The organism is Streptomyces sp. NPDC058697 (assembly GCF_042715345.1).
GTDB lineage: Bacteria > Actinomycetota > Actinomycetes > Streptomycetales > Streptomycetaceae > Streptomyces > Streptomyces liliifuscus.
This window is the reverse complement of the sequence record NZ_JBHXSU010000024.1, coordinates 123,844-148,226: the sequence shown is the minus strand read 5'-3', so window position 1 is coordinate 148,226 and position 24,383 is coordinate 123,844. Positions and strand designations below refer to the sequence as shown.

The window sequence follows — 24,383 nt, the reverse complement described above, 5'->3', positions numbered from 1 at the left end:
AGACTGGCGTCTGGGTGTCCTACCGGGCGGTCGACAGGGTGGTGTACGGGGGGGGCCGCCTGGGCGCTCTGCTGCTTTTGGGGGTGGATTACCCGCCGGCCCCGCGCCCCTAACGGGGCGCGGGGAACTGCGCGACCAGCCACAGCGGACCCGCAGACAAGAACCGACCCCAATAGGACCGGCCCCCGAACGGACCGCTACTCGGTCGACGACGTCGCCCGCAGCAGCCGCTCCGCCTCACCACGCCGGGCGACCACCGTCTCATCCGCCCCATCCCCGTCGGCATACGCGGAGAGAACCTCACGCGCGCGTGCGGCCGCCCAGTCGGGGTGCTCCAGGTCGGCCTCCAGCCACCCCGCGGCGAGTTGGGCAGCGGTGCGGCTGTGCAGGGCGTCCTCGCCGAGGGAGAGGAAGCCCGCGACGGCCAGCGTGACGTGGGCCAGGGCCTCCTCGAACAGGGCGTAGATCAGCTCGTCCTCGGCGTCGTCGGGCGCGGAGCGGGCGACCAGGTCGCCGAACTGCCGGTGCGTCTGGGCGAGTTCGGCGACGAGCTGCTCGCGCTCCTCGTGGTCCTCGGGCACCTCGTCCTCGCACGCGCGGACCGCCTCGCCCATCAACTCGCGTGCCGTGTCGAGCCCCGGGCCCTCCTCGCGCACCGCGAGCCACGCGCGCGCACGCAAGGAGCGGATCAGCCCATGGACGTTGCCGAGGGACCGCCAGAGGTCACCGGCGCGCGCGTAGGCCTGGTCCGCCTGAGGGAGCAGCTCCGCGTGGCCGAGCGCCTCCGCGGCGAGATGGGCGAGCATCGCGTGGTCGCGCTGCTCGGGCCAGTGCCGGGCGATCTCGGCCGCTTGGAGCCAGTGTTCGGCGGCCTCGCGGTGTTCGTTGAGCTCGGTGAGGCAGTCGCCGAGCCACCAATGGGTCTGCACGATCGCCCCGTCGCCGTGCGTCTGCGCGCTCAGCTCCGGCAGCGCCGACTCCAGGACCTCCGCGGCCTCGGCCCAGTGGCCCTGGCGGAGCAGGAAGCCGCCGAGCTGATGTCTGGCCCAGGCGCCGAGCGTGGCCGCCTCGCCGGCCTCGTCGGCCCAGTGCGAGGCCTCCAGGGCGTGGTCGGCGGCGGGCCCGAACTGTCCGGTGGCGGCCAGTATCTCGGCCAGCTGGAGGTGCAGTTGGGCGTGGCCGGTCGGTTCGAGGAAGGCCGCGCCGTGCTCCAGCGCCGCCCGGGCCGCGCGCTCGGCCGCCTCGGCGTCGCCCAGGTGGCGTGCGATTCCGGTGAGCCGGGCCTCGTACTCCACCGCGAACCACGGCAGCCCGGCCGCCACGAAGGCCTCCGAGCCCCGCGTGAGCAGCTCCGCGGCCCTCTCCGCGTCCCCGGCGTGCGCCGCGAGCTCCCCGAGCATGGCCTGCGCCTCCGCGGCCCGGGAGGCCACCATGACGTCGTTTCCGGCCTCCGGTCCGGCGAGCGCCAGCAGCTCCCGTGCGGCGGTTTCCGCGGCGGCCAGGGCCTCGGAGCCGTCTCCCGCCCCGTTCACCTCCGCCGCCTCGTGCACCCGCTGCAGCAGGATGCGCGCCCGTCCCACCAGCACCGAGGCGGCCTGCTGGACCCCGGTCCCGCCCTCCGCGAAGAGGGCGAGCACCCGCTCGTACGGGTCCGAGACCGCGGCCAGCGCCTCACGGGTCCGGCCGGAGAGTGCCAGTACGTACGCTCCACGCGCGCGTGCCGCCAGGGCCTCGCCCGGGTCGCCCGCGGCCTCGTACAGCTCGGCGGCGCGGGCGAACAGCTCCACGCCCTCGGGGCCGAGGCCCATCGCCGCGTGGTCGGTCAGCTCCGCGCGGTCGCGGGGAGTCAGGTCCTCGTCGTCGGCCGCCTCCGCGACCGCGGCCCATGCCGCGACGGAATCCGGGTGCAGGGCGGCCGAGAGCCGGCGGGCCTCGGCGAGCAGCGCGGCCAGGTCCGGCCCGCCGTCGGCAGCGGCATCCGCGGACGCGGCGGGCGCGGGCTGCACGGGAGCGGCCACGGTCGGTGTCGCGCGTATGCCCAGGGGCAGTCGCTCCACCAGCGGCTGCTGGTCCATGCGCTCCCGGACGCGTCCGCTCACGTACGCCGTGCCGTTGCGCTCGTCGAAGCGGCCCGCCAGCGAAAGGGCCTCCACGCGCGCGTGGGCGGCGAGTTCGCCCGCGGTCCAGGTGCGGCCGGCCGGTCCGGGCACGGTCTGCGCGCCGAGACCGAGCGAGGTCAGCCGGTCCGTCAGCAGGGCGACCACGGCCAGGAAGTCCATCCGGCTGCGCGGTTCCCCGGCGTCCGTGAAGTAGGCGGGACGTTCCGCCAAAAGCTCCAGGGCCCGTGCCTCGTTGCCGGTGAGCGCGCAGAACTCCACATGGTCCGCGTACGCGCCGCGCATGCTCTCCATGGGGCGTACGAGCCGGAAGCCGCGCAGATGGTGGGCCCGCGCCTCGTCCAGGCGGCCGAGTCGCAGCAGGGGCAGCAGCGAGGACGCGAGGACCGCGTGCGGCTCGTGGGCGCAGGTGTACTCGCCCGACAGGACGGGCCGCCACAGCTCCAGGGCCTCGGCGTCGGCGCCCCGCTCGGCCAGCCACCAGCCCTGGTCGTGCAGTTCGCAGGCGTGGCAGTCGGCCATGCTGTCCCGGTCGGCGGCCAGCCACGCGGTGTACGCCCGCTCGGCCCGCGCCAGGTCCCCGATGGACCGCGCCACCGTGAACTCGGTACTGCGGACCGCGCGTTCGGAGTGACCGGCGAGCCGGTAGCGGTGCTCCATCTCGCCGAGCCACTTCTCGATGGAGGCGAGTGGAACGTGCGGCTGGCCGACCATTCCGGAGGACACCCACTTGAAGACCCAGTGCAGGGAGTGGGTCTCGTACTCGTCGAAGTCCTCCGGCCGTTCGTCCCACATGCGCAGCAGACGCGCGAAGGGGACGAACATCCTGTCCTTCTCGGAGCTGTAGTTGTAGACCTTCAGCTGGTGGCCGAGCGCCTCGATCACGGCGAGCGGGATGTTCAGCTTCTCGGCCTCGGCGAGCAGGACCTCCGCGCGCGCGTTGCGGGCCGGGCCTTCCGGCTGCTCGTAGTTCTCCTGCATCGCTCGGCGCAGCGCGTCGAAGTCCAAGTTTTCACCGGTCCCGCTCATCGGGGGCCCTCCTCCGGGGTGTCGCTGTGGGTGGCCCACTCCAGGAGGCCGATGAACGCCCGGTTCAGGAGCGCCGAGTCCGCCGGTCGCAGCGGACGCTGCGCCATCAGCAGGGCCTGGCCGTAGAGGGACTCCGTCGCCGTCCCGATCAGCTCCCGGTCGTCGAGCGAACTGATCTTCCGGATCAGCGGGTTGAGGTGGTTGAGCACCAGCCGCGCGCGCGGGGCGCTGCCCCGCAGCGAGCCGAGAATGCCCGCCCACAGGTCGTCGGCCTGCTCTTCGGCGTCCGCGCGCGCCTGCTCGTGGCGGGCCGCCCGGTCGTCCAGGTGCAGCGCGGGCACGGAGAGGGGATGGAAGGCACGCAGGACCACATCGCACCCCAGGGGGTCGAGTTTGGCCCGCGCGGCCCCCAGGAAGGCCGACAGGGCCAGCTCCACCGCCGGGTCGACCGAGTCCAGATGCGCGGTCACCGTGTCGGCGTCCAGCTCCGCCACGACCGTCCCGGGCCGCACCGAGGGCAGCGCCTCGACGAGCTCGCTGTCGTACGTGTAGCCGCCGTTGACGACACCCACGCCCTGCGCGGACGCGATCGGCGCGACCTGGCGGTACTCCTCCACGGACCGCGTGAAGTGCACCACCGGGTGCCGCTGGGCGAACTCCTCCAGGGACAGCTGCCCGTCGGTCGTCTCGAAGGGCAGCCACGGCAGCATCGTGCGCAGCATCTCGCTGTCGTGCCGTGCCAGGGACTTCACGCCCAGGTGGTGCACCGAAAGGAAGGCCGCGAGCCGCTCGGGATCACCGGCCGCGAGCCCCGTCAGCCAGGCCCTGATCCGCTCGCCCAGCGCCTCCCGTACGCCCGCCAGGGCCTCGTCCTCGTACAGCGCCTCCCGGGACGCGGTGGGCCGCAGGCTGTCCGTGTCGAGGACGCAGCGCACGAAGAACGCCCAGTCGGGCAGCAGCTGTTCGGCCCGCTCGGTGAGCAGCATGCCCTTCAGGTGCACGCGATGACCGGCACGCTGGGCGGGACTGACCGCGGATGGCAGTACGTACGCCACTCCGCGTATCCCCGCGAGCGGCACGTCCAGGTCTATCGAGTCCAGCGGCGTGAAGCCGAACAGGTCGTGGCAGTGCCGTCCCAGGGCCACCCTTCGGGTGGCGGGGCTCGGGTACGCGCGGTCCCAGGGGGCCGGGAGGTCCGTGACCGCCTCGTCGCCCACTCGTACGTCGTACGGAAGCAGCGATCCGAAGTCCCGGGCCAGCGAGAGGACCCGCTCCTCGGACAGCCAGTCGGCGGCGCCCGGACGCGCCACGAGATACACGGTCGTACCCGGTTCGGGGCGGGCCTCGTGCGGCAGCGTACGGACCGTGTACGAGCCGTCGTCGGCCGCCGTCCACTCCACGGGCGGTGCGTCCGGCGTACGGGCGCTGCGGCTGACCACCCGGATGCGCTCGGCGACCACGAAGCAGGCGAGCAGGCCGATGCCGAACTGCCCGAGGAAGTCGGAGCGCGCCGACTCCAGGCCCTCCGCCCGCTTGGAACTGCGGCCGATGGTCGCCAGGAGGCTGTGCACGTCCGACTCGGTGAGCCCGATCCCGGAGTCCTCCACACGAAGGGCACCGCCCGGGCCGCCCTCGGCGAACAGCCGCACCAGGGCAGGCGCGTCGGGCTGCTCGGCACGCCGGGCGGTGATCGCGTCCACGGCGTTCTGCAGCAGTTCGCGCAGATAGACCTTGGGGCTGGAGTAGAGGTGATGGGAGAGAAGGTCCACGAGGCCGCGCAGGTCGACCTGGAACGTATGGGGTGACTGGGATGCCTGAGCTGACTGTGAGATCTGGGAGTCCATCGTCGCTGCGCCGGTGGGGGGACGTGCGACGGCGCGGGGTCGGGCGGTCCCAAGACGAGGTGACCGCGAACAGGGCCGGAGCCGGACATCCTAGGCCCGGAACCAGCCGTCTGACCAGCGGATTTCCGGGACGTATACGGCATTGTCAGTGCGGTGGTGTGCAATGGATCTCGTGCCCGCGCTCGAAGAACCACTGAAGAAGGTGCTCGGACCCGCCACCGCGAAGGTGATGGCCGAGCACCTCGGCCTGCACACCGTCGGCGACCTCCTGCACCACTATCCCCGCAGGTACGAGGAGCGCGGCCAGCTCACCCACCTCGCCGACCTCCCCATGGACGAGCACGTCACGGTGGTCGCCCAGGTCGCCGACGCCCGCCTGCTCACCTTCGCCTCGGCCAAGGCCCCCCGGGGCAAGGGCCAGCGCCTCGAAGTGACCATCACGGACGGCAGCGGCCAGCTCAAGCTGGTCTTCTTCGGCAACGGCGTGCACAAGCCCCACAAGGAGCTCCTGCCCGGCACCCGCGCGCTGTTCGCGGGCAAGGTCTCCGTCTTCAACCGCCGCCTCCAGCTGGCCCACCCGGCGTACGAGCTGCTGCGCGGCGAGGACGTGACCGAGACGGTGGACACCTGGGCGGGCGCCCTCATCCCGCTCTATCCCGCCACCGCCAAGCTGGAGTCCTGGAAGATCGCCAAGTCGGTGCAGACGGTGCTGCCGAGCGCACAGGAGGCCACCGATCCGCTGCCGGAGTCCCTGCGGGCCGGCCGCGGTCTGGTCCCCCTCCCCGAGGCCCTGCTGAAGATCCACCGCCCGCACACGAAGGCGGACATCGAGGACGCCCGCTCCCGCCTCAAGTGGGACGAGGCCTTCGTCCTCCAGGTGGCCCTGGCCCGCCGCCGCCACGCGGACGCCCAACTGCCCGCCGTGGCCCGCAGACCCAAGAAGGACGGCCTACTCTCCGCCTTCGACGCCAAGCTCCCCTTCACCCTCACCGAGGGCCAGCAGAAGGTCTCCAAGGAGATCTTCGACGACCTGGCCACGGAACATCCGATGCACCGGCTGCTTCAGGGAGAGGTCGGTTCCGGAAAGACGATGGTCGCGCTGCGCGCCATGCTCGCCGTGGTCGACGCGGGTGGGCAGGCCGCGATGCTCGCGCCCACCGAGGTGCTTGCCCAGCAGCACCACCGGTCGATCACGGAGATGATGGGGGAGCTGGCCGAGGGCGGCATGCTCGGTGGCGTCGAGCACTCCACCAAGGTGGTGCTGCTCACCGGGTCCATGGGGGCGGCGGCGCGGCGACAGGCACTGCTCCACCTGGTCACCGGCGAGGCCGGGATCGTCATCGGGACGCATGCGCTGATCGAGGACAAGGTGCAGTTCCACGACCTGGGCCTCGTCGTCGTGGACGAACAGCACCGGTTCGGCGTCGAGCAGCGCGACGCCCTGCGCGGCAAGGGCAAACAGCCCCCGCACCTCCTGGTGATGACCGCCACGCCGATCCCGCGCACGGTCGCCATGACCGTCTTCGGCGACCTGGAGACGTCCGTCCTGGACCAGCTCCCCGCCGGCCGCTCGCCCATCGCCAGCCATGTCGTCCCGGCCGCCGACAAACCCCACTTCCTCTCGCGCGCGTGGGAGCGCGTGCGAGAGGAGGTGTCCAACGGCCATCAGGCGTACGTGGTCTGCCCCCGCATCGGTGACGAGGACGACGACCCGAAGAAGTCCAAGAAGAAGCCGTCCCCCGAGGACGAGGCCGAGAAGCGCCCGCCCCTCGCGGTCCTCGACATCGCCGGCCAACTGGCCAAGGGCCCGCTCCAGGGCCTCAAGGTCGAGGTCCTGCACGGCCGTATGCCCCCGGACGACAAGGACGCCGTGATGCGCCGCTTCGCCGCGGGCGAGACGGACGTGCTGGTGGCGACCACCGTCATCGAGGTAGGGGTGAACGTCCCGAACGCCACCGCGATGGTGATCATGGACGCCGACCGGTTCGGCGTCTCCCAGCTCCACCAGCTGCGCGGCCGCGTCGGCCGTGGCTCGGCGGCGGGCCTGTGCCTCCTGGTCACCGAGATGCCCGAGGCCAGCCCGGCCCGCCAGCGGCTGACCGCGGTCGCCTCCACCCTCGACGGCTTCGAGCTCTCCCGCATCGACCTCGAACAGCGCCGCGAGGGCGATGTCCTCGGCCAGGCCCAGTCCGGCGCCCGCACCTCACTGCGGATGCTCGCCGTCATCGAGGACGAGGAGATCATCGCCGAGGCCCGCGACGAGGCGACCGCCGTGGTCGCGTCCGACCCGGACCTGGAACACCTCCCCGGCCTGCGCACGGCACTCCAGGCCCTGCTGGACGAGGAGAGGGAGCAGTACCTGGAAAAGGGCTGAGCACAGAAGCGGCCCCGTTGGACGCGCCTCGTCGGCCGCGCCCCAAAGGGGCGCGGGGAACTGCGCGACCAGCCCCCACCCACCCGCAGCCACCCCCAACGCCGAGCCACCTACCCCCCACCCCCGCAGCCCAGAAAACGCACCCGCCACCCCCGCCTGCAAGACTGGGACCCGTGACCATCCCCACCCGCAAGGACCCCGGATGACCCGCGTGATCGCCGGCACGGCCGGTGGACGACGCCTGGCAGTCCCCCCGGGCACCGGCACGAGGCCCACCTCCGACCGCGCCCGCGAGGGCCTCTTCTCCACCTGGCAGTCCCTGCTCGGCGGCCCCCTGGAAGGCGACCGCGTCCTCGACCTGTACGCGGGCTCCGGCGCCGTCGGCCTGGAGGCGCTGAGCCGCGGCGCCGGACACACCCTCCTCGTGGAGGCCGACGCCCGCGCGGCCCGCACCATCCGGGAGAACGTGAAGGCACTGGGCCTCCCCGGCGCCGAGGTCAGGCCCGGCAAAGCGGAACAGATCATCCGCACGGCGGCGCCGGCAGCCCCGTACGACCTCGTCTTTCTCGATCCGCCGTACGCCGTCACGGACGACGATCTTCGCGAGATCCTGCTCACACTCCGCTCCGGGGGCTGGCTCGCGGGCGAAGCGCTCGTCACCGTTGAACGCAGTACTAGAGGCGGCGAATTCCGGTGGCCCGACGGCTTCGAGGCATTGAGGTCCCGTCGCTACGGCGAGGGAACGTTTTGGTACGGTCGCGCCGCCTCTACGTGCGAAGACGCACGATGACCGGACCGGAGAGCGAGGGATCTCAAGTGCGCCGCGCCGTCTGTCCCGGGTCGTTCGACCCGATTACCAATGGACATCTCGACATCATCGCCCGAGCCTCCAAGCTGTACGACGTCGTGCACGTCGCGGTGATGATCAACCAGTCCAAGAGGGGCCTGTTCGAGATCGAGGAGCGGATCGAGCTGATCCGCCAGGTCACCGCGGAGTTCGGCAACGTCGAGGTGGAGTCCTTCCACGGCCTCCTCGTCGACTTCTGCAAGGAGCGCGACATCCCGGCCATCGTCAAGGGCCTGCGCGCGGTCAGCGACTTCGACTACGAGCTGCAGATGGCCCAGATGAACAACGGCCTCTCCGGCGTCGAGACCCTCTTCGTCCCGACCAACCCCACCTACAGCTTCCTGTCCTCCTCGCTGGTCAAGGAGGTCGCGACCTGGGGCGGTGACGTCGCCCACCTGGTGCCGCCGCTGGTCCTGGAAGCCCTCAGGGAGCGACTCAAGAAGGACTGACGGAGGCCCGGAGACCTGACAGTGCGTCACCCGGTGTCGGGAGGGGCGGGTGTGGTCGTACAGTCGAGGCGTCCGTCTCCATCACAGCTGTAGAGAGTGGCGAGCACACGGTGGACGTGCAGAAGAAGCTCGATGAGATCGTCTCGGCGGTCGGCAGCGCCCGTTCCATGCCCATGTCGGCCTCGTGCGTGGTCAACCGCGCCGAGCTCCTCTCCCTGCTCGAAGAGGTGCGCCAGGCGCTGCCCGGCTCCCTCGCCCAGGCCGAGGAGCTGATCGGCGGCCGCGAGCAGATGGTCGAGCAGGCCCGCCTGGAGGCCGAGCGGATCATCGAGTCCGCGCACGCCGAGCGCGGCAGCCTGATCTCCGACACCGAGGTCGCCCGCCGCTCGCAGAACGAGGCGGACCGCATCCTCTCCGAGGCCCGCAAGGAGGCCGAGGACGTCCGCGCCGAGGCCGACGAGTACGTCGACTCCAAGCTCGCCAACTTCGAGGTCGTCCTCACCAAGACCCTCGGCTCCGTCGGCCGCGGCCGCGAGAAGCTCCTCGGCACGGGCCCCGGCACCGACGAGCAGGGCTACGAGGACGAGGACGCTCCCGAGCGCAGCCACGACCCGGAGACCCTGCGCCGCAACGCCGACGAGTACGTCGACGTCAAGCTCGGCGCCTTCGAGGCCGTGCTCGCCAAGACCCTGGACGCCGTCGGCCGCGGCCGCCAGAAGCTGCACGGCCGGATCGCCAGCGACGACCTCGGCGACCTGGGCGGCTTCGCCGAGGACGGCAACGCGCAGCACACCACCGACGCCGAGTACCTGGACGGCCTCTCGGACCTCTCCGAGCGGCCCGCCCAGCCGGCCGCCGTCCAGCCCCAGGCCCCGGCGGCCGTGCCCCAGCAGCAGTACGCCCAGCAGGACGCGTACGCCTATCAGCAGCAGACCGCCGATCCGTACGGGTACCAGCAGCAGTACGCGCAGCAGGACGGATACGGCTACCAGCAGCAGACCGCCGATCCGTACGCCGCCTATCCGCAGCAGCAGGGCTACGACCAGCAGGCCGCGTACGACCCGAACCTGCAGCAGGCGTACGGCCAGGTTCCGCAGGCACCCCAGCCGCAGCAGGCGCAGGCCAACGCCCTCGACGAGACCAGTCTCTTCGACACCACCATGATCAGCGCGGAGCAGCTCAGGGCGTACGAACAGGGGCGCTGAGGCCGGATTGGGCCGAGAGCGAAAGGTCCAGTACCCTGGTTCTTCGGTCGCGTGTACGTCCGCGATCAACGCTGCCCGGGAAGCACCGAAGGGCGGCGCCCCACAGAGTTTCAAGATCGAAAGCAGGAATGGCCCTGAACGCCCGCCTCGACCACCGCAACCCTCTCGTGTTCGACACACACGAGCTGGGGCGGCGTCCTGGCGCGCTGCAGCGCCTGACCCGTGAGATCGAAGCTCCCAAGGATTTCGGTATCCAGGGAGTCATCGGAGTGCCGGAAGGCGCCCCGGTGAAGCTCGGACTCCGCCTTGAGTCGGTCATGGAAGGTGTGCTTGTCACAGGCACCGCCCGTGCACAGGCCAAGGGGGAGTGCGTAAGGTGTCTGGAGCCGGTCGAGCAGCAGCTCGAAGCGGATTTCCAGGAGATGTTCTCGTACCCTGACGCCGACGACCGGGGCCGTGTGAAAGCGGAGCCGGCCGACGACGCCGAGGACGACGAGGACACGCTCTTCATCGAGGACGGCTTGTTCGACCTCGAACCCGTGCTGCGTGATGCGGTGGTGCTCGCACTGCCGATGCAGCCGGTGTGCCAGGACGACTGCCCCGGCCTGTGCTCCCAGTGCGGAGCGCGGCTCGCGGACGACCCGGACCACCACCATGACGCCGTCGACATCCGTTGGGCGGCACTGCAGGGACTCGCCGGTTCACTCGAAGATGGCGAGAAGGACGAGATGAGTGGCGAAGCGCCTCGATCGGCGCGCGCCAACGAGAAGCAGGAGAAGTAGCCGTGGCTGTTCCGAAGCGGAAGATGTCGCGCAGCAACACGCGCCACCGCCGGTCGCAGTGGAAGGCTGCGGTCCCCAACCTGGTTGCGTGCGAGCGCTGCCACGAGCCCAAGCTGCAGCACATCGCGTGCCCCGCTTGCGGCACCTACAACAAGCGCCAGGTCCTCGAGGTCTGAGCGGCTGGTGAGAGGCTTCATGTCTGACGCCAAGGCGGACGTAAACGCCAAGAAAAAGGCGGACAACACAGCCTCGTCCCACACGCTTCTGGAAGGGCGGCTCGGGTACAAGCTCGAGTCCGCCCTTCTGGTGCGTGCACTGACCCACCGTTCGTACGCGTACGAGAACGGCGGTCTGCCGACCAACGAGCGTCTGGAGTTCCTCGGGGACTCCGTGCTCGGCCTCGTGGTCACGGACACGCTGTACCGAACCCACCCCGACCTGCCTGAAGGCCAACTGGCCAAACTGCGGGCCGCGGTGGTCAATTCGCGTGCGCTGGCGGAGGTGGGCCGCGGGCTCGAACTCGGCTCCTTCATCCGGCTCGGCCGGGGCGAAGAGGGCACGGGCGGCCGGGACAAGGCGTCCATCCTCGCCGACACCCTTGAAGCGGTGATCGGCGCTGTCTATCTCGACCAGGGTCTCGACGCGGCGGGCGAACTCGTCCACCGTCTCTTCGACCCGCTGATCGAGAAATCCTCGAATCTGGGAGCGGGCCTGGACTGGAAGACCAGTCTCCAGGAGCTCACGGCGACCGAGGGGCTCGGCGTGCCCGAGTACCTGGTCACCGAGACCGGCCCGGACCACGAGAAAACCTTCACTGCTGCTGCCCGCGTCGGAGGCGTCTCGTACGGCACCGGCACCGGCCGCAGCAAGAAGGAGGCGGAACAGCAGGCCGCGGAGTCCGCGTGGCGTGCGATCCGCTCCGCCGCGGACGAACGCGCGAAGGTGGCGGCGGCCGAGGCGTCCGCAGCGGCCAAGGCTTCCGTCGAGGCCGAGGCCGTCGCGGCAGCCGAAGCTTCCGCGGCTGCCGATAAGGCCGCGGCAGCCGAGAAGGCCGCAGCCGCCAAGGAGGCCGTGGCGGCCGATGAAGCCGTCGAGGCTCCCTCGACGGCGGCGTCCGACACCGCTTCCGCCTGACCGAACCGCAGTTCGGCGCTGTGACCGATCGCCCGTCCCCCGTCCGAGGGGGCGGGCGATCGTGTTCGAGGGCGTCGGCGGTACGCTGCGGGCGCGCGGCCCCGGTCCGGGGCGCCCGAGTCGTCGCCCCACGCATCCGGAGGAGAAGCCGTGCCCGAACTGCCCGAGGTCGAGGTCGTACGACGGGGCCTCGAACGCTGGGTCAGCGGACGGATCGTCGCCGACGTCCAGGTGCTGCACCCGCGTGCGGTGCGCCGGCATATGGCGGGCGGCGAGGACTTCGGGGCCCGGCTCAAGGGGCACCGGATCGGACTGCCCCAGCGCCGCGGCAAGTACCTCTGGCTGCCGCTCGCGGACTCCCCGAGTGCCGTTCTCGCGCACCTCGGGATGAGCGGACAGCTCCTCGTCCAGCCGCAGGACGCGGCCGACGAGAAGCACCTGCGCATCCGCGTCCGGTTCGAGGACGCCCTCCACACCGAGCTGCGCTTCGTCGACCAACGGACCTTCGGCGGGCTGTCGTTGCACGAGACGACGCCCGACGGGCTGCCCGATGTCATCGCGCACATCGCCCGTGACCCGCTGGACCCGCTGTTCGACGACGACGCGTTCCATGAGGCGTTGCGGCGTCGGCGTACGACCGTCAAACGCGCCCTGCTGGACCAGTCGTTGATCAGCGGCGTCGGCAACATCTATGCGGACGAGGCACTTTGGCGTGCGCGGCTGCACTACGAGCGCTCCACCACCGGGTTCACGCGCCCGCGCACTGCCGAACTCCTGGGCCACGTACGGGATGTGATGAACGCAGCCCTCGCCGTCGGCGGCACCAGCTTCGACAGCCTCTACGTCAACGTGAACGGGGAGTCGGGCTACTTCGACCGCTCGCTCGACGCGTACGGCAGGGAGGGTGAACCGTGCCGGCGCTGCGGCACCCTGATGCGGCGCAGGCCCTGGATGAACCGGTCCAGCTACTTCTGCCCGCGCTGTCAGCGCCCGCCGCGCGTGGTGTCGTAAAGCTCGCGCGCTCCCAGGATGTCGTCCATGTGCCCCTGCACGAAGTGGATGAGGGACAGCAGCCGCTCGGCGACCTCGCGGCCCAGCGGCGTCAGTTCGTAGTCCACCCGTGGCGGATTCGTCGGCTGGGCCTCGCGGTGCACCAGGCCGTCGCGCTCCAGCGCGTGCAGGGTCTGGGACAGCATCTTCTCGCTGACGCCGTCGACGCGCCGGCGCAGTTCGTTGAAACGGAACGAGCCCTCGTACAGCGCCCCCAGCGTGAGCGCGCCCCAGCGCCCCGTGACGTGCTCCAGCGTGCCCCGGGACGGGCACGCCTTGGAGAACACGTCGAACTCGAAGTTCGGTCGCTCCGTCAGGTCCATGCGCCCAGAATACTCGGCACAGCGCAAACCGAAGAGGGGGCGCTAACTTTTAGCTAGCGCCCCCTCTTCGGTTCTGCGCGGCTAGTAGCCGAAGTCCTGCGTCCACCAGGGGCCGCCCGACGCGAAGTGCGCGCCGACGCCCAGGGTCTTGAAGTCGCAGTTCAGGATGTTCGCGCGGTGGCCGGGGCTGTTCATCCAGGCCTCCATCACCGCGGCGGCGTCGGCCTGGCCGCGGGCGATGTTCTCCCCGCCGAGGTTCGCGATGCCGAGCTTCTCGGCGCGGTCCCAGGGGGACGCCCCGCTCGGGTCCGTGTGGTCGAAGAAGCCCCGCGCGGCCATGTCCTCGCTGAAGGACTCGGCCAGCGCCGCCAGCGTGCTGGACGCGGTCACCGGGCTGCAGCCGGCCTTCGCCCGCTCCTCGTTGACCAGCGACAACACCTCGGCCTCGGCCTTGGACGCGGTGGACACCGCCTTCGACGGAGCCGGCTCGGGTGCCTTCTTCTCCGGCGCCTTGGTGGTCGGCTCGGTCTTCGGCTTCTCCTTGACGGGAGCCTTGGTCGACGGCTTCGCGGAGGGAGTCTTCGTCTCGGTCTTCTCCGGGGCCTTGGTCGGCGAGACCGTCGGAGACGCGGAGCGCTCCAGGTCACGGCTCGTGCCCGAGTCCTCGCGGTCCTCCGTGGTGCCGTCCGTGCCGCCCTGGGTCTGCACGTCGCTCGGCGAGTCCTGGGCGCGGACCTTGTCCGCGTTGCCCCCGCCGATCGAGAGGCTGTCGCTGCCCGGTATCAGCCCGGAGGCGACCGCGACGGCACCCATCGCGACGGCGGCCGAGACACCGAGCAGACCGGTGCGTACGGGCGTCACGTTCTTCTTGCGGCGGCGGTGGCCGCGCCCGGCGCCGCCGTCCGGCGCATAGCCGGTCGTGGCGTGGGCGGCGGGATCCGCGGCGAAGAGGTAGGTGTCGCTCTTCGAGTAGAAGTCGCCGGTCTCGTGTATGCCGCCCGGCGAGTCGTACATGCCCGTGGTCGCGTAGGGGCTGCCGTTCAGGTAGTCCCCGGCGGTCAGGTGGTCGCCGGCAGCCGCGTAGTCGCCCTCACCCGCGTAATCACCCGAGTCTGCCGCCGTGTAACCGCCCGCGTATGTATCGTACGTTTGTGTGACCCCGGTGGCGCGGCCTGTGGCGGCGCGGCCGGCGGCGGAGCGTCGGTGGCGTCCCATCTCCTGGCCTTCCTCATCCTTGCGGTCAACGTTCCTCACCCGAACGAGTGAGGCTCATTGGGTCGGGACGGTACCCCATGGCGCAAGGGGAGGAAGTGCTCCGAGAGCATTTGGCCGGTTAGCGTGCAGGCATGAGCGAGCATGTAAGGCTGGTCGCGTGGGTACGCGGACGGGTCCAAGGTGTGGGTTTCCGCTGGTACACGCGGGCTAAGGCATTGGAGATCGGCGGCCTGAGTGGTTTTGCTCTCAATTTGGGGGACGGACGGGTCCAGGTGGTCTCCGAAGGCCCTCGGGCCGGATGCCAGCGACTCCTCGACTGGCTTCAGGGGGACGACACGCCGGGACGCGTCGACGGAGTCACTGAGATTTGGGACACGCCCCGCGGCGGTTACGACGGCTTCGCCATCCGGTGAGATCCACTCCGCTCCACCGGTTGCAACACCCCTGGCAGCGGGCGCGGGGCGTGCGCCGGGCACCTGCCACGGGCAGAAAGCGCCTGGTGGTTGCCAAGAATCGCTTGTCGTGGCAGGCTCCGCCGGTAAGGATGATCTCCACGCCCCCAGGGCCCCGAAACAGTGGCCGCGCCGCCCGTTCTCAAGCCGCGCGCCCCGGGTTGGCCCCCAATACGGGGCGTGATCGTGTTGACCGTCAAACTTTTTGGTGAGACGCTGAAAGTCCCCGCGCACCTTAGCTGTTTGGCATGTAAGAGCGGCAGCAAAAACTCGTCAGTGCCAAGCATCGCGGGTGCGATTCCCTCACGACCCACACCGCTTCGGTCGGTCACTCAGTGTGGAGGACCATCCATCATGGCAAAGGCGCTTCTCGGTTACGTCGGCGGCTCCGACCCGCGACTCATTGCCGAGATGCGACGGCTCCAGCAGCGCGTCCAGGACCTGGAATCCGAGCTCGTACGGATCCAGGCCGAGAACGACGCGCTCGCGGCTGCCGCTTCTCACGACTCGCTTCTCGAAAGCATCGACGTACCCCAGGCGGAGCCTGCGCTCACCTGATCACTGAATCGCATCGTCGCCACCAGTGAACAGGCTGCCCGTGTCAGCCGCTGACAGAGTTGCAAGGGACGCTTCGGCGTCCCTTCTTTCTTGTCTTTCTTGCCCCCGCGCACTCTTTCACTGTCTTTAACGTTTGGTGTGCCCTGCACGTTCAAGGGTGAAACCGCGCGGTCATGGAGTGAGACCCACCCGGAAGGTAGAGTCCGGCTGCGTGCACCTCAAGGCCCTGACCCTGCGCGGGTTCAAATCGTTCGCCTCGGCGACCACGCTGCGGTTCGAGCCGGGCATCACCTGTGTCGTGGGCCCCAACGGCTCGGGCAAGTCCAATGTCGTGGACGCCCTCAGCTGGGTCATGGGTGAGCAGGGCGCCAAGTCGCTGCGCGGCGGCAAGATGGAGGACGTCATCTTCGCCGGCACCACCGGGCGGCCCCCGCTCGGCCGCGCCGAGGTGTCCCTGACCATCGACAACTCCGACGGCGCGCTGCCCATCGAGTACGCCGAGGTCACCATCACGCGGATCATGTTCCGCAACGGCGGCAGCGAGTACCAGATCAATGGCGACACGTGTCGCCTCCTCGACATCCAGGAACTCCTCTCCGACTCCGGCATCGGCCGCGAGATGCACGTCATCGTCGGCCAGGGCCAGCTCGACTCCGTACTGCACGCCGATCCGATGGGCCGCCGCGCCTTCATCGAGGAGGCCGCGGGCGTTCTCAAGCACCGCAAGCGCAAGGAGAAGGCGCTCCGCAAGCTGGACGCGATGCAGGCCAACCTCGCGCGCGTGCAGGACCTCACGGACGAACTGCGGCGCCAGCTGAAGCCGCTGGGCCGGCAGGCCGCCGTCGCCCGCCGGGCCGCCGTGATCCAGGCCGACCTCCGCGACGCCCGCCTCCGGCTGCTCGCCGACGATCTCGTACGGCTCCGGGGCGCGCTCCAGGCCGAGGTCGCCGACGAAGCCGCGCTGAAGGAACGCAAGGAGACGGCCGAGGCCGAGCTGAAGAAGGCGCTCCAGCGGGAGGCGATGCTGGAGGACGAGGTACGGCGGCTCACCCCGCGCCTGCAGCGGGCACAGCAGACCTGGTACGAGCTGTCGCAGCTGGCCGAGCGGGTGCGCGGCACGGTCTCCCTGGCGGACGCGCGGGTCAAGAGCGCGACCGCCCAGCCGCCGGAGGAGCGGCGCGGGCGCGACCCCGAGGACATGGAGCGCGAGGCCGCCCGGATCCGTGAGCAGGAGGCCGAGCTCGAAGCCGCCCTGGAAGCGGCCGAGCGGGCCCTGGAGGACACCGTCTCCCACCGGGCCGACCTCGAGCGCGAACTGGCGGTGGAGGAGCGGCGCCTGAAGGACGTGGCCCGCGCCATCGCGGACCGCCGCGAAGGCCTGGCCCGGCTGAACGGGCAGGTCAACGCGGCCCGTTCGCGCGCCGCCTCCGCCCAGGCGGAGATCGACCGGCTCGCCTCCGCCCGCGACGAGGCGCAGGAGCGGGCCGTCGCCGCCCAGGAGGAGTACGAGCAGCTCAAGGCCGAGGTCGACGGCCTGGACGCGGGCGACGAGGAACTCGCCGAGCGCCACGAGACGGCCAAGCGCGCCCTCGCCGACGCCGAGTCCGCCCTCACCGAGGCCCGCGAGGCGGCCACCGCGGCCGAACGCAAACGCGCCGCCACGCAGGCCCGCCACGAGGCGCTGTCCCTGGGGCTGCGCCGGAAGGACGGCACGGGGGCGCTGCTCGTGGCGAAGGACCGGCTGACGGGTCTGCTGGGCCCGGCGGCGGAACTGCTCTCCGTCACACCCGGCCACGAGGTCCCGGTCGCGGCCGCCTTCGGAGCGGCGGCGGACGCCATCGCGGTGACCAGCCCGTCCGCGGCGGCGGACGCCATCCGCCTGCTGCGCAAGCAGGACGGGGGACGGGCGGCGCTGTTGCTCGCGGGGGCGCCGGAGGATCCCGCCGGGAGCGCGTCCGGCATCCCGGGCGCCGTACAAGCCGTACAAGGAGGTCAGTCCGGCGCGGGCGCAGGCGGGACGTCCTCCGGGGGAGATCCGGAGCGCGGTGGTCCGTCGTTCGCCGCCGATCTCGTCCGTGGGCCCTCCGATCTCATGCCTGCCGTACGGCGGCTGCTGCGGGGCATCGTCGTGGTCGGGACGCTGGAGGACGCAGAGGATCTCGTCTACTCCCGGCCCGAGCTGACCGCGGTGACCGCCGAGGGGGACCTGCTCGGGGCGCACTTCGCCCAGGGCGGTTCCGCCGGGGCGCCGAGCCTGCTCGAAGTACAGGCCTCCGTCGACGAGGCGGCCGCCGAGCTGGAAGAACTGGGCGTGCTGTGCGAGGAGTTGACCGAGGAGCAGCGCCGCGCCGCTGAACTGCGCAGGGAACGGACCGCTCTCGTCGAGGAGTTGGGCGAACGGCGACGGGCCGGTGAGCGGCAGAAGTCCCAGGTCGCCCAGCAACTGGGGCGGTTGGCCGGGCAGGCGCGGGGCGCCGCCGGAGAGGCCGAGCGGAGCGCCGCGGCGGCCGCCCGTGCACAGGAAGCCCTCGAACGGTCCGTCCAGGAGGCGGAGGAGCTGGCCGAACGGCTCGCCGTCGCCGAGGAGATGCCGTTCGAGGAGGAGCCCGACACCTCCGTAAGGGACCGGCTCGCGGCCGACGGGGCCAACGCCCGGCAGACCGAGATGGAGGCCCGGCTCCAGACGCGTACGCACGAGGAACGGGTCAAGGGGCTTGCCGGGCGGGCCGATTCGCTGGACCGGGCCGCGCGCGCCGAACGTGAGGCACGCGCGCGTGCCGAGCAGCGCAGGGCACGGCTGCGGCACGAGGCCGCCGTCGCCGGGGCCGTCGCCTCCGGTGCGCGGCAGCTGCTCGCGCACGTCGAGGTCTCGCTCGCCCGGGCGGACGAGGAGCGTACGGCCGCGGAGCGCGCCAAGGCGCGGCGCGAGCAGGACCTCGTCGTCGCCCGCAACGAGGGCCGTGACCTCAAGGCCGAGCTCGACAAGCTCACGGACTCGGTGCACCGCGGTGAGGTCCTCGGCGCCGAGAAGCGGATGCGGATCGAGCAGCTGGAGGCCAAGGCGCTGGAGGAGCTGGGGGTCGAACCGGCCGGACTGATCGCGGACTTCGGGCCCGACCAGCTCGTACCGCCCTCCCTGCCCGCCGAGGGCGAGGAGCTGCCGGAGGATCCGGAGCATCCGCGCAACCAGCCCCGCCGCTTCCACCGTGCCGAGCAGGAGAAGCGGCTCAAGTCCGCCGAGCGGGCCTACCAGCAGCTGGGCAAGGTCAACCCGCTTGCCCTGGAGGAGTTCTCCGCGCTGGAGGAGCGCCACAAGTTCCTCAGCGAGCAGCTTGAGGACCTGAAGAAGACGCGTGCCGATCTTCTTCAGGTGGTGAAGGAGGTCGACGAGCGGGTCGAGCAGGTCTTCACCCAGGCGTTCTGGGACACGGCGAGGGAGTTCGAAGGGGTCTTCAGCCGGCTGTTCCCGGGTGGGGAGGGGCGGCTCATTCTCACCGACCCCGACAACATGCTCACCACGGGCGTCGATGTGGAGGCACGGCCGCCGGGGAAGAAGGTCAAGCGGCTGTCGTTGCTGTCCGGCGGGGAGCGGTCGCTGACCGCCGTGGGCATGCTCGTGGCGATCTTCAAGGCGCGGCCCAGTCCGTTCTATGTGATGGACGAGGTCGAGGCGGCGCTGGACGACACGAATCTTCAGCGGCTGATCCGGATCATGCAGGAGCTGCAGGAGGCTTCGCAGTTGATCGTGATCACGCACCAGAAGCGGACGATGGAAGTCGCTGACGCGCTTTATGGCGTGTCCATGCAGGGGGATGGTGTTTCCAAGGTGATCAGTCAGCGGTTGCGGTAGCGCCGGGCGGTCGGTCGTCTTGCTGGTGCGGGTTCGTTGTGGCTGGTCGCGCAGTTCCCCGCGCCCCTTGAGGGGCGCCCATGGCCAGGCGGCTTTGACGGTTCGCCTCTATTTCTTCAAGAGTTGAACACATCCTCGTTACCTTGGGTCTCGTTGGTCACATCCACCCCCTCTTGACTTCGAAACTTGAAGGCATAGTCTCGACGGCGTTGCTTTTACCTTCAGGTGGTGGGCGGCGTAAACGTGTGCGCCACTGGAAACACCGTCCTGGAGGGCTCGCCCCCACCCCCGGCAGTGAGGCCGGTGGCCCGAGGAGTTACACGTGACCAGCTCAGCGCAGCCGCTCAAGTCAGGAGCCCCTGAGGCTCACCCCGAACATCTCGGGCACGTCATCTTCATCGCGGCGGCGGCCGCGATGGGCGGTTTTCTCTTCGGTTACGACAGCGCCGTGATCAACGGCGCCGTCGAGGCCATCCGGCACCGCTACGACATCGGTTCCGCGGCCCTGGCCCAGGTCATCGCCATCGCGCTGATCGGCTGTGCGATCGGCGCCGCCACCGCGGGCCGGATCGCCGACCGCATCGGCCGCATCCGATGCATGCAGATCTCCGCCGTCCTCTTCACGGTCAGCGCCGTCGGTTCCGCGCTGCCGTTCGCGCTGTGGGACCTCGCCTTCTGGCGCATCATCGGCGGATTCGCCATCGGTATGGCCTCCGTCATCGGCCCCGCCTACATCGCCGAGGTCTCCCCGGCCGCGTACCGCGGACGGCTCGGCTCCTTCCAGCAGGCCGCGATCGTCATCGGCATCGCCATCTCGCAGCTGGTCAACTGGGGCATCCTGAACGCCGCCGGCGGCGACCAGCGCGGCGAGATCATGGGCCTGGAAGCCTGGCAGGTCATGCTCGGCGTCATGGTCATCCCGGCCGTCCTGTACGGGCTGCTCTCGTTCGCGATCCCCGAGTCGCCGCGCTTCCTGATCTCCGCCGGCAAGGACGCGCGCGCCCGTGAGGTGCTGCGCGAGGTCGAGGGCGACAGCGTCGACCTGGACGCCCGCGTCGCCGAGATCGAGCACGCGATGAAGAGCGAACACAAGTCGGTCTTCAAGGACCTGCTCGGCGGCAGCTTCTTCTTCAAGCCGATCGTCTGGATCGGCATCGGCCTCTCGGTCTTCCAGCAGTTCGTCGGCATCAACGTCGCGTTCTACTACTCCTCGACGCTGTGGCAGTCGGTCGGCGTCGACCCGTCCGAGTCGTTCTTCTACTCGTTCACGACGTCGATCATCAACATCGTCGGCACCGTGATCGCCATGATCTTCGTCGACCGGATCGGCCGTAAGCCGCTCGCGCTCATCGGCTCCGTGGGCATGGTCATCGGTCTCGGCCTGGAGGCCTGGGCCTTCTCCTTCGACCTCGTCGACGGCAAGCTGCCGGCCACCCAGGGCTGGGTCGCCCTGATCGCCGCCCATGTGTTCGTGCTCTTCTTCGCCCTCTCGTGGGGTGTCGTCGTCTGGGTCTTCCTCGGCGAGATGTTCCCGAACAAGATCCGCGCCGCCGCCCTCGGTGTCGCGGCCTCCGCACAGTGGATCGCCAACTGGGCCATCACCGCGAGCTTCCCGTCGCTGGCCGACTGGAACCTCTCCCTGACCTACGTGATCTACACGGTCTTCGCCGCGCTCTCCATCCCGTTCGTGCTCAAGTTCGTGACGGAGACCAAGGGCAAGACCCTGGAGGAGATGGGCTAGCCCCTCCGGCCGCCGTGGCCCACGCGCGCCCCGGCGGCTCCCCGGACTCGGGGAGAAGGGCCAAGTCCCCGCTGCCCCTCTCCCCGTACTCGTAAGGCGTACTGCCCCGGCTCGGCCTCCGAAGATCCGCCCCAGGATCTAGAGGCCCTTGAGCCGGGGCAGCACGTTTTCGCAGAACAGGTGCATGCTGCGCCAGCCCTCGTCGAGCGGCATCCCGCCGGACAGCGGATGCAGTACGTAGTTGTCGAGGCCCTGCGTCAGACACTCGTCCGGCGTAACGATCCGGTAGACGCCCTCGGCGCGCAGCTCGTCGACCGTCGTGGCCGCCGACCGCACCGCCGAGCGGATGTCGGACGACTGCCAGGAGGCGTACGTCCTCGCCTCGTGCAGGAAGTGCTCGCCGTGCTCGGCCCATACACGGTCCGGGTCCTCGGCGAGGTGCAGGAGCGGGGTGACGGCCGAGGGCATCATGGTCCAGCCCTCCTTGCCGTACTCGACCAGCCGCTCCTTGTAGTAGGACTCCAGCTCCGGCAGATGCGCGCTCGGGAAGAACGGCAGTCCGAGCCGGGCCGCGCGCCGGGCCGCCGCTTTGGAGGAGCCGCCGACCAGCAACAGGGGGTGCGGATCCGAGAAGGGGCGCGGCGTGACCCGTACCGTACGGCCCTGGTACTCGAACTCCTCGCCGGTCCACGCCTTCAGCAGTGTCTCCAGGAGCTCGTCCTGGAGTCGGCCGCGCTGCTTCCACTCCACGTCGAAGATCGCGTACTCCTCGGGCCGGTAGCCGATCCCCGCGACCGTGATCAGCCGGCCGCCGCTCAGCAGGTCGAGTACGGCGATGTCCTCCGCCAGCCGCAGCGGATCGTGCAGTGGGCCGATGATCGCCGAGACGGTGACCGCGATGCGCCGGGTCGCGCCGAAGACCGCGCCCGCGAAGGTGAACGGCGAGGGCAGCCAGTTGTTGTCGACACCGTGGTGCTCCTCGGTCTGCACGGTGGTCATCCCGCGGTCGTCGGCGTAGGCCGCCATCTCCAGCGCGGCCTTGTAGCGGGCGCTGAGCGAGGCGGGTGTCGCGCCGGGCTCAACGAGGTTGAAACGTACGACCGTTGCGGGCATGGGAAAGTCCCCCTTCGCCGAGCCGGGTGGGGTGCCGGTGATGTCGGTGCAGGGGGACGGTAGCTGACGGATCGTCAGACAGCCAGAGTGGCGGGCTTCTTGGGCGACTCGGGCTCCGGCTTCGGCTCGGGAGGAGTTCGTGGGTGCGGGGCCCGTCATGGGGAACGCGTTGATCGAACCTTAGTTCGAATCTTTCCTTTAAGGGGCTTATGTCCTTCGGAGGAAAACACAAGCAGTAGCCGTCCGGGGCCCATGGCCGATACTGGGTGCGTTATGGAAATCGTCATCCTTGCTGTAGTCATCGCCGTGGTCGTGATCGGCGCGCTCGGCGGGCTCGTCATCGGCAGCCGCAGGCGCAAGCAGCTGCCCCCGTCGCCCCCCGCCGCCCCCGACATCACCGCTCCGCCGGCCGAGCCGCATATCGGCGACGAGGCCGAGACGCCGCGCGACGAACCGCGCCGCACGATAGAGGAGGTGGATCTTCCGGACGCCTCGGCGGGCGCGCCGGTCGCCGTCGACGAGCCCGTGCCGGTGGTCGAAGCACCCCCGGTCGAGGTCCCGGAGCCGACCGCGGGCCGCCTGGTCCGCCTGCGCGCCCGCCTCTCCCGCTCGCAGAACGCGCTCGGCAAGGGGCTGCTCACGCTCCTCTCGCGCGAGCACCTCGACGAGGACACCTGGGAGGAGATCGAGGACACGCTGCTCACCGCCGACGTCGGCGTGCAGCCCACCCAGGAGCTGGTCGAGCGGCTGCGCGAGCGCGTACGGGTCCTCGGCACACGCACTCCGGACGAGCTGCGGTCCCTGTTGCGCGAGGAACTGCTCACCCTCCTCGTGCCCGACTTCGACCGCACGGTGAACACCGAGTCCGGTCTGGACACCCCGGGCATCGTGATGGTCGTCGGGGTCAACGGCACCGGCAAGACCACCACCACCGGCAAGCTCGCGCGCGTGCTCGTCGCCGACGGCAAGCATGTGGTGCTCGGCGCGGCCGACACCTTCCGTGCCGCCGCCGCCGACCAGCTGCAGACCTGGGGCGAGCGCGTCGGCGCCCGTACCGTGCGCGGTCCCGAGGGCGGCGACCCCGCCTCCATCGCCTTCGACGCCGTCAAGGAGGGCATCCAGGAGGGCGCGGACGTCGTGCTCATCGACACCGCGGGCCGGCTGCACACCAAGACCGGTCTCATGGACGAGCTCGGCAAGGTCAAGCGCGTCGTCGAGAAGCATGCCCCGCTGGACGAGGTGCTGCTCGTCCTGGACGCCACGACCGGTCAGAACGGGCTGGTCCAGGCCCGGGTCTTCGCCGAGGTCGTCGACATCACCGGCATCGTCCTGACCAAGCTCGACGGCACGGCCAAGGGCGGCATCGTCATCGCCGTCCAGCGCGAACTGGGCGTCCCCGTCAAGCTCGTCGGCCTCGGCGAGGGCGCGGACGACCTGGCCCCGTTCGAGCCGGAGGCGTTCGTGGATGCCCTTATCGGGGAGTGACACTCACCTACCAACAGACCACTTACCAAAATTGGTATGTGGTGGCTCGAAGAAGGACCCCGCCACATGGTGCAGATGCGGTGGGGTCCTTCGCTGTTGCCGGCCGGCCGGGCTAGGCGCGCGAGCGATGTGCCACGTACGCCAGTGTGCCCAGCAACAGCCGGGCCGCGGGCGGCTTCGTGGCCGAGTCGAGGGCGGGGGAGCGGAGCCAGTGGACCGGGCCGAGGCCGGCGCGGTCGGAGGGCGGGGCCGTGATGTACGCGCCGGGGCCCAGGCCGTGCAGGTCGAGCGCGGCGTCGTCCCAGCCCATGCGGTAGAGCAGCTCGGGCAGTTCGGCCGCGGCGCCGGGGGCGACGAAGAAGTGGGCGCGGCCGTCCGGGGTGGCGGTCACGGGGCCCACCGGGAGCCCCATGCGTTCGAGCCGGACCAGGGCGCGGCGGCCGGCCGGCTCGGCGACCTCGATGATGTCGAAGGCGCGGCCCACGGGAAGCATCACCGCGGCACCGGGGAACTCGCCCCAGGCCCGGGTCACTTCGTCGAGGGTGGCACCGGCCGGGACGACGGGGGCGAAGTCCAGGGGATGCGCGCCGGGTGCCGGGCAGTCGTCCCGGCCGCACGAGCAGGTCCCCGCGGCGGTCCGGGCGCCGGGCGCCACGTCCCAGCCCCACAGACCGGTGAACTCGGCCACGGCCGTGCACTCCGAGGAGCGGCCGCGGCGACGAGAGCCGGACCGGATTTCGCGGATGCCGCCGATCGTGAAGCCCATGCCCCCTCCAACGGGTCCAGCGCGCCGGTGGTTACGTGACGGAACGGAA

At 70.7% G+C, this 24,383-nt stretch carries 19 protein-coding genes; 13 read left to right on the top strand and 6 right to left on the bottom strand.

Annotated features, from left to right (window positions below):
* Window positions 1-197 precede the first annotated feature (197 nt).
* Complete coding sequence (locus ACFWXQ_RS37755; protein WP_383955475.1) at window positions 198-3,146, bottom strand: tetratricopeptide repeat protein; 2,949 nt, start codon at window positions 3,144-3,146, stop codon at window positions 198-200.
* Window positions 3,143-4,990 (bottom strand): HSP90 family protein, encoded by a 1,848-nt coding sequence (locus ACFWXQ_RS37750; RefSeq protein WP_383955478.1) that lies wholly within the window; start codon window positions 4,988-4,990, stop codon window positions 3,143-3,145. The genes ACFWXQ_RS37755 and ACFWXQ_RS37750 overlap by 4 nt, the downstream gene beginning before the upstream one ends.
* A 163-nt stretch (window positions 4,991-5,153) precedes the next feature.
* On the opposite strand from ACFWXQ_RS37750, the gene recG reads away from it, so the two are divergent.
* The 8 genes from recG to mutM all read left to right on the top strand — a co-directional run bounded on the left by recG (window position 5,154) and on the right by mutM (window position 12,792).
* Entirely contained in the window at window positions 5,154-7,364 is a 2,211-nt protein-coding gene (recG, locus tag ACFWXQ_RS37745) for an ATP-dependent DNA helicase RecG (protein ID WP_383955481.1), read from the top strand.
* A gap of 202 nt (window positions 7,365-7,566) precedes the next feature.
* Entirely contained in the window at window positions 7,567-8,154 is a 588-nt protein-coding gene (rsmD, locus tag ACFWXQ_RS37740) for a 16S rRNA (guanine(966)-N(2))-methyltransferase RsmD (RefSeq protein ID WP_189843586.1), read from the top strand.
* Window positions 8,155-8,180: 26 nt separating this feature from the next.
* A complete protein-coding gene (gene coaD, locus ACFWXQ_RS37735) occupies window positions 8,181-8,660 on the top strand; it encodes a pantetheine-phosphate adenylyltransferase (RefSeq protein WP_383957449.1) in 480 nt (159 codons plus the stop codon).
* 110 nt (window positions 8,661-8,770) lie between these two features.
* Window positions 8,771-9,865 (top strand): ATP synthase F0 subunit B, encoded by a 1,095-nt coding sequence (locus ACFWXQ_RS37730; protein WP_386270194.1) that lies wholly within the window; start codon window positions 8,771-8,773, stop codon window positions 9,863-9,865.
* A gap of 128 nt (window positions 9,866-9,993) precedes the next feature.
* On the top strand, window positions 9,994-10,647 hold the full coding sequence (locus ACFWXQ_RS37725) for a YceD family protein (RefSeq protein WP_383957358.1): 654 nt from the start codon (window positions 9,994-9,996) through the stop codon (window positions 10,645-10,647).
* Window positions 10,648-10,649: 2 nt separating this feature from the next.
* Window positions 10,650-10,823 (top strand): 50S ribosomal protein L32, encoded by a 174-nt coding sequence (gene rpmF / locus ACFWXQ_RS37720; protein WP_033321093.1) that lies wholly within the window; start codon window positions 10,650-10,652, stop codon window positions 10,821-10,823.
* 19 nt (window positions 10,824-10,842) lie between these two features.
* Window positions 10,843-11,781: a ribonuclease III gene (gene rnc, locus ACFWXQ_RS37715; RefSeq protein WP_386270191.1), complete on the top strand. Its 939-nt coding sequence runs from the start codon at window positions 10,843-10,845 to the stop codon at window positions 11,779-11,781.
* A gap of 150 nt (window positions 11,782-11,931) precedes the next feature.
* The gene (mutM, locus tag ACFWXQ_RS37710) at window positions 11,932-12,792 is read left to right on the top strand and encodes a bifunctional DNA-formamidopyrimidine glycosylase/DNA-(apurinic or apyrimidinic site) lyase (protein ID WP_383957409.1); all 861 of its coding nucleotides are present in this window, start codon (window positions 11,932-11,934) and stop codon (window positions 12,790-12,792) included.
* Here mutM and ACFWXQ_RS37705 read toward each other — a convergent pair.
* Window positions 12,765-13,154 carry a winged helix-turn-helix transcriptional regulator gene (locus ACFWXQ_RS37705; RefSeq protein ID WP_383957407.1) on the bottom strand — a complete coding sequence of 130 codons (390 nt, stop codon included), beginning with the start codon at window positions 13,152-13,154 and terminating at the stop codon, window positions 12,765-12,767. The genes mutM and ACFWXQ_RS37705 overlap by 28 nt on opposite strands.
* An 81-nt stretch (window positions 13,155-13,235) precedes the next feature.
* Entirely contained in the window at window positions 13,236-14,369 is a 1,134-nt protein-coding gene (locus ACFWXQ_RS37700; RefSeq protein WP_383955377.1) for a CAP domain-containing protein, read from the bottom strand.
* Between the two features lie 131 nt (window positions 14,370-14,500).
* On the opposite strand from ACFWXQ_RS37700, the gene ACFWXQ_RS37695 reads away from it, so the two are divergent.
* The 4 genes from ACFWXQ_RS37695 (at window position 14,501) to ACFWXQ_RS37680 (ending at window position 20,970) form a co-directional block, all read left to right on the top strand.
* Window positions 14,501-14,782: an acylphosphatase gene (locus ACFWXQ_RS37695; RefSeq protein ID WP_055616187.1), complete on the top strand. Its 282-nt coding sequence runs from the start codon at window positions 14,501-14,503 to the stop codon at window positions 14,780-14,782.
* Window positions 14,783-15,175: 393 nt separating this feature from the next.
* Window positions 15,176-15,379 carry a hypothetical protein gene (locus ACFWXQ_RS37690; protein WP_028802434.1) on the top strand — a complete coding sequence of 68 codons (204 nt, stop codon included), beginning with the start codon at window positions 15,176-15,178 and terminating at the stop codon, window positions 15,377-15,379.
* 211 nt (window positions 15,380-15,590) lie between these two features.
* A complete protein-coding gene (locus ACFWXQ_RS37685; RefSeq protein ID WP_383955373.1) occupies window positions 15,591-19,229 on the top strand; it encodes an AAA family ATPase in 3,639 nt (1,212 codons plus the stop codon).
* 322 nt (window positions 19,230-19,551) lie between these two features.
* Complete coding sequence (locus tag ACFWXQ_RS37680) at window positions 19,552-20,970, top strand: sugar porter family MFS transporter (protein ID WP_384087979.1); 1,419 nt, start codon at window positions 19,552-19,554, stop codon at window positions 20,968-20,970.
* 138 nt (window positions 20,971-21,108) lie between these two features.
* On the opposite strand, the gene ACFWXQ_RS37675 is transcribed toward ACFWXQ_RS37680, so the two are convergent.
* A complete protein-coding gene (locus ACFWXQ_RS37675) occupies window positions 21,109-22,083 on the bottom strand; it encodes an LLM class flavin-dependent oxidoreductase (protein ID WP_383953382.1) in 975 nt (324 codons plus the stop codon).
* A 273-nt stretch (window positions 22,084-22,356) separates the two neighbouring features.
* On the opposite strand from ACFWXQ_RS37675, the gene ftsY reads away from it, so the two are divergent.
* Window positions 22,357-23,568, top strand: coding sequence for a signal recognition particle-docking protein FtsY (gene ftsY / locus ACFWXQ_RS37670; protein ID WP_383953380.1), 1,212 nt, complete (start codon window positions 22,357-22,359; stop codon window positions 23,566-23,568).
* 112 nt (window positions 23,569-23,680) lie between these two features.
* On the opposite strand, the gene ACFWXQ_RS37665 is transcribed toward ftsY, so the two are convergent.
* A complete protein-coding gene (locus ACFWXQ_RS37665; RefSeq protein ID WP_383953378.1) occupies window positions 23,681-24,334 on the bottom strand; it encodes a bifunctional DNA primase/polymerase in 654 nt (217 codons plus the stop codon).
* Window positions 24,335-24,383 lie beyond the last annotated feature (49 nt).